At 37.7% G+C, this 308-nt stretch carries 1 rRNA gene; it reads right to left on the bottom strand.

The window, feature by feature from the left end:
* Positions 1–250: 250 nt before the first annotated feature.
* Positions 251–308, bottom strand: a 16S ribosomal RNA gene (locus FGG79_RS21530); the annotation flags it as partial.

The following is a 308-nucleotide window of genomic DNA, read 5'->3' as shown; positions in this document are numbered from 1 at the left end:
TGTTCAACAGCTAGGCTGTTAAATCAACATTTGATCACTTACTACTTAAGGTTTAAAACCTAAAATGGCGATACTCGGTAATTTCTTGACTATCAATTTATCTTTATCTAGTTTTCAAAGAACAAACCATCTATCTCGTAAGAGACAGTATGGAAGGATATTTTGCTTTCGCAAAAATCCCTGACAGTAATTAAACCATCAAAACTGAACAAAACTTCGACGCGTCAAACGTTTAGTAAATCTTCCTTAGAAAGGAGGTGATCCAGCCGCACCTTCCGATACGGCTACCTTGTTACGACTTCACCCCA

The organism is Bacillus sp. BHET2 (assembly GCF_005938125.1).
GTDB lineage: Bacteria > Bacillota > Bacilli > Bacillales > Bacillaceae_B > Rossellomorea.
The sequence above is the reverse complement of the archived record's forward strand: the minus strand, read 5'-3'. Positions and strand labels throughout refer to the sequence as shown.